This window comes from Oscillatoria sp. HE19RPO (assembly GCF_024220515.1).
Taxonomy (GTDB): domain Bacteria; phylum Cyanobacteriota; class Cyanobacteriia; order Cyanobacteriales; family Laspinemataceae; genus Laspinema.
In genome coordinates this window covers 1-8,465 of sequence record NZ_JAMXOT010000434.1, presented here as the reverse complement: position 1 = coordinate 8,465, position 8,465 = coordinate 1, and the positions used below count along the sequence as shown (strand labels likewise).

At 47.5% G+C, this 8,465-nt stretch carries 9 protein-coding genes; 3 read left to right on the top strand and 6 right to left on the bottom strand.

The window, feature by feature from the left end:
* Positions 1–821 precede the first annotated feature (821 nt).
* The 6 genes from NG833_RS28990 to NG833_RS28965 all read right to left on the bottom strand — a co-directional run bounded on the left by NG833_RS28990 (position 822) and on the right by NG833_RS28965 (position 4,864).
* The gene (locus tag NG833_RS28990) at positions 822–1,079 is read right to left on the bottom strand and encodes a hypothetical protein (RefSeq protein ID WP_254568738.1); all 258 of its coding nucleotides are present in this window, start codon (positions 1,077–1,079) and stop codon (positions 822–824) included.
* 293 nt (positions 1,080–1,372) lie between these two features.
* Positions 1,373–1,603, bottom strand: coding sequence for an Ig-like domain-containing protein (locus NG833_RS28985; protein WP_375293981.1), 231 nt, complete (start codon positions 1,601–1,603; stop codon positions 1,373–1,375).
* Between the two features lie 179 nt (positions 1,604–1,782).
* Positions 1,783–2,013, bottom strand: coding sequence for a hypothetical protein (locus NG833_RS28980; RefSeq protein ID WP_309143894.1), 231 nt, complete (start codon positions 2,011–2,013; stop codon positions 1,783–1,785).
* Positions 2,014–2,317: 304 nt separating this feature from the next.
* A complete protein-coding gene (locus NG833_RS28975) occupies positions 2,318–2,614 on the bottom strand; it encodes a hypothetical protein (RefSeq protein WP_254568735.1) in 297 nt (98 codons plus the stop codon).
* Positions 2,615–2,903: 289 nt separating this feature from the next.
* A complete protein-coding gene (fghA, locus tag NG833_RS28970) occupies positions 2,904–3,752 on the bottom strand; it encodes an S-formylglutathione hydrolase (RefSeq protein WP_254568734.1) in 849 nt (282 codons plus the stop codon).
* Positions 3,749–4,864, bottom strand: a complete 1,116-nt coding sequence (locus tag NG833_RS28965; protein WP_254568733.1) for an S-(hydroxymethyl)glutathione dehydrogenase/class III alcohol dehydrogenase — start codon at positions 4,862–4,864, stop codon at positions 3,749–3,751. Before NG833_RS28965 ends, fghA begins: the two co-directional genes overlap by 4 nt.
* A gap of 339 nt (positions 4,865–5,203) precedes the next feature.
* Between NG833_RS28965 and modA the strand changes: the two genes are divergently transcribed.
* The 3 genes from modA to NG833_RS28950 all read left to right on the top strand — a co-directional run.
* A complete protein-coding gene (modA, locus tag NG833_RS28960; RefSeq protein ID WP_254568732.1) occupies positions 5,204–5,983 on the top strand; it encodes a molybdate ABC transporter substrate-binding protein in 780 nt (259 codons plus the stop codon).
* Positions 5,980–6,630: a molybdate ABC transporter permease subunit gene (gene modB / locus NG833_RS28955; protein ID WP_254568731.1), complete on the top strand. Its 651-nt coding sequence runs from the start codon at positions 5,980–5,982 to the stop codon at positions 6,628–6,630. The genes modA and modB overlap by 4 nt, the downstream gene beginning before the upstream one ends.
* Before the next feature lie 702 nt (positions 6,631–7,332).
* The coding region (locus NG833_RS28950; RefSeq protein ID WP_254568730.1) for a substrate-binding domain-containing protein at positions 7,333–8,465 on the top strand (1,133 nt) is incomplete at its 3' end.

Genomic DNA, 8,465 nt, shown 5'->3' with positions numbered 1-8,465 from the left:
CCTAAAACTAAAGCAATAAGAATGACAAATCGTTCAAATGCTTCTATTTTATCTTGGATATTCACCCGGTCTTTATCAGGGTAGTCTTGGATATTCATATTTTTAGTGCCTCGGGAAGATGGAGCCATATTTTTCATCCAAAACCGATAGTTGAAGCCGGATAAAAGCTCGATTAAGGTCCGAAAAGTCACTTCAATTTTAAACCGCCAACTATAAGCCGTTATGATTTCTCCTCCCGATAAATCCAGGTCTGTTGAAAGCAGAATGCTGGGTTTTCATCCGGGCCACAATACTAAAACAAAACACCCTAAATTTTCGGGACAGACGAAGATGTAAATCTAGGGTATGATAACTGACTTTCTGTTTTTTTCCATAAAGGGATAACGATTCAGTCCTTAAAGAATTTGGGTCATTAAATAACGTGCGTAATTCCAGCTTTTTTCCCCAAATGCGAGGTCGGCCCGGACCTTTTTTCACGGGGGACGGTGGTAACGGATGCTTGGCGACCGTATTAATCTTGACCCGAGTAATTAAATGAATTGAATCGGACCGAAACTGCTTAATTAATTTTTTTGAAGCAAAATAGGCATCTAAGATGGCGTAACTTCCAGCTTTCATGTAAGCCCTACATAAGCCGGACATTTTATCAACTAAAGTGGGGGAATTTACATCAAGTGTTTGAAGTCCATCTTGAAGGAACGAACGTAACTGGGACAGCAACTAAAGAATCCCCGGATTGTAATAAAAGACTAATAGCTCCAAAATAATGACCCCGAATCCATTCCGGTTTCGTCACATTACCTGATTCTTGGTGTAATTTTTTAACTAGGGGCATTTTTCGGCCTTATGAACGCGACTTTAATGCCATCCCCAACATAAATAGGTTGACCCTTCAACCGTTTGACATTTTCATGAGAAATCAACCATTGATGCCATTGGAGCGATAATGTTTTGGCACTCCAACTTGTAGCGTGAAACCAATGGAGAGCATGGTCATAGTAGAATTGACTTAGGCCCACTGCATTCAGATAACTGGTGATGGCGGGGGTCCGGTTGCATAACAGAATGCCCCAGACCATAATCACGAACCATTCAAACGCCGCCTCACGGCTGAATGCAGACCGTAGACTTTGGAGGGAAGGTAAATTCGCTCTTTTGGGGGCATAATGGAAACACTGGTTAGGCTTAGAATACTTACCAGTATGACTTATAGACTGGCTTTATGCCGGTCCATTTTTTCTGTGGCCCCATGAGCGACCAACTTGGGGTTATACAGAACTTTTCACTGTCCAGGTTCTAACTTGGTAATTAAATTTGGAGTAGAGGTGATGCTAGGTGGACGATTAAAAGTTTGATCGCTGACATTTAACCTTCAAGATAAAGTGGTAGTATCTTCGCCATCACTAACTTCTAGAGAAATCGGATGAGAACCGAATTGATTGGGAGTCGGTGTCCAGACGATGCGACCCCACTCATTCAGTTGCATTCCGGTGGGAGATTGAACGAAGTTAACCGTCAACGGATCGCCATCAGAATCCGTCCGAGGTAACTGATATAAATAAGTGGAACTGATGCGAACCGAACCCCCGGGGGTAGCGGTAATTTCTGGGGGCTATTGAGTAAAGTTATTGTCTCCGTTGAGATAGTAAATTTCTAGAATTTCGCGGAAATTAAAATTGGAAATTGATGTGATAACTGCCGTTTAAGTTTTTTTTAGGTTATCCTATGGTTTCCTGGTAGATTAGCCCGAAATTTGCTAGACTAAGGTTTAGCATTTAAACTTTACTCCATCATGTATCCAGGTAAGTTTGGATCTTCAGAGACATCAATAATTCTTACAATGTTTTGATGCTGGAGCGATAGTAGGAGGTTGTTGATCTCTCTATTAAATCTCTTTAGGTCTTTATCTCGTAATAGGTGAGGATGTAGTTTCTTGGCGGCAAACTGAGCAGCACGAGATGGAGCATACACCAGCCAAACTTCACCCATCCCACCTTCTCCAAGTTTTTCGATCTGTTTTACCCTATCCCAAATAAGCCTATCCCTCTCAAAGATTCATCTAAAACTTGCTGCATCAATTTAGCTGTTCAAGTAAGTTAAATATCACTAACAAGTTTGAAACATGGCTCGTACCTACCATTAAATCAGCCTAACTATTAATAGGCTGAAATTTTCCGCCTAAGATCCCAATTTGGGTGGATAGGCAGAATGATTCAGCATAATACCCCAATGGTGGCACTTCGGTAGAAACTTTTCACATAATAGACGGCTAAAGGTGGATAGCGAGAAGTTTTCAGCATATTTTCAGACTCATGGTTTATCCCTTGACTACATCCCACTGTGTCACAGGTGCCATTGCCTTACAGCCTAGAAATTTACCGACAGGTTCTGCCCGCTGAATGGCAATGCAGGTCAGGTTTTCTCCCAGCTTACCGTGCCACTGAAATAGCATTTGCTCGCTCTCGACTATGACCGGATTGGCAATTAAGATACCACCGGGACGAAGAGTTGTCAAGCAAGTTTCTAACAAATCCGGTGTGGTAAGTCCATCGCCAATGAAAATGGCATCCGGTTCTGGGAGATGATTGAGCGCCTCTGGAGCAATTCCCGCCACAATTTGGACATAGGGAACGCCTAAAGCATTGGCCTTGTTGCAATGTATTTTAGGCGGCTGGGATGTTGTTCAACGCGATCGCCACCAACAACCTGCAATCAGTTTCAGTTTTCTAGCCGGTGTCACGGTCGGTCTCGTCCAGACTGGCAACCGCCTGTTGATGCAGCTTTCGTCAAAGATGGAGTGGTCCAGGTTGAGAGGCGATTCTCCTTGATTGAGACGCTTTGCGATCGCATCAGGCGGCAGAATTCCCCAGTTGACTCTACCCGCTGCAACTCACCCCAAGCTCCTAAAAACAACCTAACGCCTCCGCATGATGGCGGAGATGGTCATCGATGAAACTGGCAATAAAGTAATAACTATGATCGTACCCCGATCGCATCCGTAACCGCAGGTCAATCCCAGCCTGCTGACAAGCCCTCTCAAACCGTTCCGGTAATAACTGACCTTGGGCCAAAAACGAATCCGCGTCCCCTTGGTCAACCAAAATCGGACGCCGCCAAGCCGAAGTCTTCACCAACTCACTCGCATCATAGGCAGCCCAAGTTTGACGATTCTCCCCCAAATAGCCCCCAAATGCCGTTTCCCCCCAAGGACAACACATGGGGGCTGTAATGGGGGCGAAGGCGGAAACCGACTGATAACGGGAGGGATTGCGTAAGGCACAGATCAGCGCCCCATGTCCCCCCATCGAATGACCGAAAATACTCTGACGAGTCGGATCCACTGGGAAATTCTTCTCAATCAGGGCGGGAAGTTCCTCCGTGACATAGCGGTACATCTGATAATGCTTCGCCCAGGGCAATTCCGTGGCATCGACATAGAAGCTGGCCCCACTCCCGAAATCCCAGCGGTCCTCTTCTCCCGGAAGTCCCAGATTGCGGGGACTGGTATCCGGGGCGACCAACAGCAAGCCATATTGGGCGGCTAGACGTTGGGCTCCAGCTTTACTCATAAAGTTTTCCTCCGTACAAGTTAACCCCGATAGCCAATACAGAATGGGAACCGGCTGCTGGGCGGCTTGGGGCGGAATATAAACCGAGAACCGCATGGGAGCGTCGCAGCATTGGGAGGAATGCTGATAAAACTGGGTAGTTCCACCAAAGGAACGACTCTGCTGATTTAGGGTAAGGGTCATGATTCCGGGAAGGTGATAACGGTGCGAATGGCTTCCCCGGTATGCATCAGGTCAAAAGCCTCATTGATACGATTGACGGGGATGATATGGGAGACCAGACTATCGATGTCGATTTTACCATCCATGTACCAATCGACGATTTTAGGCACATCCCGGCGACCTTTGGCTCCACCAAAAGCGGTTCCTCGCCAAACCCGTCCGGTGACGAGTTGGAAGGGACGGGTCCTAATTTCTTGGCCCGCCCCTGCGACGCCAATGATTACAGATTCGCCCCAGCCTTTATGACAGCATTCGAGGGCCTGACGCATGACGTTGACGTTGCCGATACATTCAAAGCTGTAGTCCGCACCGCCATCGGTGAGGTCGATAATGGCTGCAACAACATCATCTACATCCTTGGGGTTGATGAAATGAGTCATGCCAAATTTTTCAGCGAGGTCCCGTTTGTCCGGATTGAGGTCAATGCCAATAATTTGGTTGGCTCCCACTAAACGCGCTCCTTGGATGACGTTCAGTCCAATTCCCCCTAATCCAAAGACGGCGACATTGGACCCCGGTTCGACTTTGGCAGTGTTGATGACGGCCCCAATGCCGGTGGTGACTCCACAACCGATTAGACAGACTTTCTCGAAGGGGGCGTCATCCCGGATTTTGGCGACGGCGATTTCTGGTAGAACGGTGAAGTTGGCAAAGGTGGATGTGCCCATGTAGTGATGGATTTTTTCACCGTTGAGGGAGAAGCGACTGGTGCCATCCGGCATGACTCCTTTGCCTTGGGTGGTTCTGATTGCTTGACAGAGGTTGGTTTTGTTGCTGAGACAGTATTTGCATTGACGACATTCAGGGGTATAGAGGGGAATGACGCGATCGCCTACTTTCAGGCTTTTGACTTCCTCGCCGACTTCCACCACAACTCCAGCCCCTTCATGGCCGAGGATAGCCGGAAATAGTCCCTCGGGGTCTGCTCCAGATAGAGTATAGGCATCGGTATGACAAACGCCGGTAGCTTTGATTTCCACCATAACTTCTCCGGTTTGGGGACCCTCAAGTTGGACGGTTTCTAAACTTAGAGGTTCTCCAGCTTGCCAAGCAACGGCGGCTTGTATGTCCATAATTATCTCGTTTTTGGTTTTTTTGTGAGAAGAAGCAGTTTTGTTGATTTTAGCGGAGAATCTACCCTATAGGGGGGCATCGCATTCACCAGAATTGTATTTAGGGTGGGATTAGGTAGCGATCGCGATCGGATACCAAATCCGGTTATCAAAAGTCGTTTTTATAAATTAGCCCGCGCAGGCGGGCTTCGTCCGTGTAGCCCCACCCTTCAGGGTGCGGGTTTTTGCAGACCCCTGATTATGCAAGTATTTTAGCAGGATGCCAGTATAATAGCAAAATGCCAACTCCGGTCAACCGCAACAACTATGGGACAATATCGGCGAAAACTGCTTAGATATATGGGTTATGCTCTACTCACCCTGCTAGTCGCTTGTGGGATATCTACGGGGACCCAGCCGCCTGACTCCTCCTCTGCCCCTGTGACCCTCACGGTTTCCGCAGCGGCAAGTTTGAATCAAGTCTTACCCCCGATCGCCAAACTCTGGGAACAGGAAACGGGGAATAGAGTGATGCTTAACTTGGGTTCCACTGGGCAACTTGCACAACAAATTGAACGAGGTGCGCCTGTTGATTTATTTGTGGCAGCCGATAAAAAATCTATTGAGGATTTAGACAAAAAAGAGCTAGTTTTCTCTGAAACAAAAGCATTGTACGGGGTGGGACGAATTACCCTGTGGCATCGGGAAGATAGCTCCCTTCCTATAAAAGAACTCCAGGACTTAACAAGCTCAGAAATTGAACGAATTGCCATTGCCAATCCAGATCACGCCCCCTACGGGATTGCGGCCAAACAAGCCTTGCAATCTATAGGAATTTGGGAGGAAATTCAGCCCAAGTTAGTCTTAGGGGAAAACATCAGGCAAACTCAGCAATATGCAGAAACTGGCAATGTGGATGTGGCGATTATCGCATTATCCCTCAGCCTGAATCGTCCGGGTCAATGGAGCTTAATTTCCGAAGATTTACATCAACCCATTGAGCAGATGTTAGTTGTCCCTAAGACTGCCCAGTATCCTGAGATTGCCGAGCAATTTGCTCTGTTTATTAATAGCTTTAAAAGTAGACCTCTTATGCAAAAACATGGAGTTATTTTGCCGGGAGAGGACCCTTTAAAATGATTTGGCAACCCTTATTTTTGTCATTACAAGTGATAGGAGTTGCCAGCCTAGCCATCTTAACTTTAGGGTTAGGGTTAGGCATTTTCTTGGCAAGAACCCGTTTCCCAGGACAACTATTGGTTTCGACGGTGTTAAATTTACCCTTGGTCCTGCCTCCGAGTGTGGTGGGTTATGGGTTATTGCTGGTATTAGGGCGAGGGAGTCCGATTAAAGAGGGGTTGGGAATTGATCTATTATTTACTTGGCAAGCTGCGGCGATCGCCTCCACAGTAGTCTCACTCCCGTTAATGGTGGAATCCACAAGAGTGGCGATCGCCAGTGTTGACCCTGAACTAGAAGCTGCCGCCCGCACTTTAGGCGCATCGGAACTAGAAGTTTTATGGCTAATTAGTCTACCCTTAGCCTATCGTGGAGTATTGGCAGGGTTTGGTTTAAGTATCGCCCGAGGGTTAGGCGAATTTGGGGCAACTCTGATGGTGGCAGGCAGTATTCCCGGGCGCACCCAAACGTTACCTTTGGCTATTTATGATGCGGTTCAAATGCAGGATTATCAACGCGCCAATCAAATGGTGCTGATGATGACTGTCATCGCCTTTACTTTGTTGTGGGGAGTTAGATTGTTGGAAAATGCTCAGGAAAACCAATGATACCAAATCCGGGTATTAAAAGTCGTTTTTACTCTTTAGCCCGCGCAGGCGGGCTTTGTTCGTATAGCCCCACCCTTTAGGGTGCGGGTTTTGATAGATCCTAGCCCTGTCAAGGTGTATTTGTAGGGGCGCTTCGGGAAGCGCCTGTACATGAAATAACCATTTTTTGTGATTAAATTGAACATCAATTCAGGCGCTTCTCGAAGCGCGGCTACATGAGTTCACTCTTTTTTGTTGGACATTTGGACAGGCGCTTCTCGAAGCGCGGCTACATGAGTTTACTCTTTTTTGTTGGACATTTGAACTGGCGCTTCTCGAAGCGCGGCTACATGAGTTTACTCTTTTTTGTTGGACATTTGGACAGGCGCTTCTCGAAGCGCGGCTACATGAGTTTACTCTTTTTTGTTGGACATTTGGACAGGCGCTTCTCGAAGCGCGGCTACATGAGTTTACTCTTTTTTGTTGGACATTTGAACTGGACAGGCGCTTCTCGAAGCGCGGCTACATGAACTCACTCTTTTTTGTTGGACATTTGAACTGGAGAGGCGCTTCTCGAAGCGCGGCTACATGAACTCACTCTTTTTTGTTGTTAAATTGAACATCAATTCAGGCGCTTCTCGAAGCGCGGCTACATGAGTTCGCTTTTTTTTGTTTTTAAATTGAACACCTTGAGAGGGCTAATCCTTGAATACCCGATTCCGTATGAAAGCAGATGCTAATCTTTGCAATAGTTTAAAACAGATTCGACAGCGGTTAGGTTTGAGTCAACAAGATTTGGCGGCAGTCGCCGGTGTCTCTCGTCAGACGATTAGTGGGGTTGAATCGGGACAATATGCACCCTCAACGACCGTCGCCCTGAGACTGGCAAAAGCCCTCGGCTGCCCGGTGGAACAGTTATTTTGGTTAGAACAGGACCCGACAGAAATGACGGCTATTCCGGCTCAAAATATGCCCGTTGGTCAACGGTTAAGAGTGAGTTTGGTGTCTGTCGATCGCCGCTGGGTTGCCCACCCTTTAATCGGTGCAGATGCCTTTCGCCTGGAGATGATTCCAGCGGATGGGGAAGGGATACGGACACCGCACTCGGCAACAATGGCGGTTCAGGGATTCAATCAACCCCAACGATGGCAACAGACTCTGGCGATCGCCGGATGCTCTCCCGCACTTTCTCTCTGGGCGAGAACCGCAGAACATTGGCATCCAGACTTACGGATACATTGTCTCTCTAAGAATAGTACGGAAGCGCTACAGCAGCTTTGTCGCCGCGAGATTCACATCGCTGGAATGCATCTATATGATCCAGAAGCAAACGCACATAATGTATCGTTTGTGACAGCAGCCCTGAAGAAGATGCCACCGATTCCTGGAAAGAATCGGGCGGTGGTTTTAATTAATTTAGGAATTTGGGAGGAGGGATTGCTGGTTCGGTCCGATAATCCCTTTAATTTAAAAACTGTTGCGGATTTGGCTCAACCTGAAATTACAATTGTCAATCGGGAAGTGGGTGCAGGGAGTCGGCAAGTGTTGGAGAGAGCACTTCAAGGGGAAAATATTCCCTTTGCCGCAATTCAAGGATTTGACCAGATGGTGACAGGACATTTAGAGGTGGCAGTCGCCGTGGCATCGGGAAAAGTCGCTGCTGGGGTCAGTACCGCCTCTGTTGCTGCTGCTTTTGGGTTGGGGTTTATTCCCCTGCATCAGGCTCGCTATGATTTAGTGGTGTTCAAGACGGATTTAGAAGAGACTGCGGTGCAACAATTACTGAGTACCTTGGGACATCAGTCGGTGCGGTCTCAACTGCAAGGGTTAGGGGGCTATGATACTCGTCAAACTGG

What these genes read in the sequence shown, in the direction of transcription:
- NG833_RS28990 (WP_254568738.1), bottom strand. Translation starts at nt 1,079, where the DNA reads ATGGTCTGGGGCATTCTGTTATGCAACCGGACCCCCGCCATCACCAGT.
- fghA (WP_254568734.1), bottom strand. Translation starts at nt 3,752, where the DNA reads ATGACCCTTACCCTAAATCAGCAGAGTCGTTCCTTTGGTGGAACTACC.
- NG833_RS28965 (WP_254568733.1), bottom strand. Translation starts at nt 4,864, where the DNA reads ATGGACATACAAGCCGCCGTTGCTTGGCAAGCTGGAGAACCTCTAAGT.
- modA (WP_254568732.1), top strand. Translation starts at nt 5,204, where the DNA reads ATGGGTTATGCTCTACTCACCCTGCTAGTCGCTTGTGGGATATCTACG.
- modB (WP_254568731.1), top strand. Translation starts at nt 5,980, where the DNA reads ATGATTTGGCAACCCTTATTTTTGTCATTACAAGTGATAGGAGTTGCC.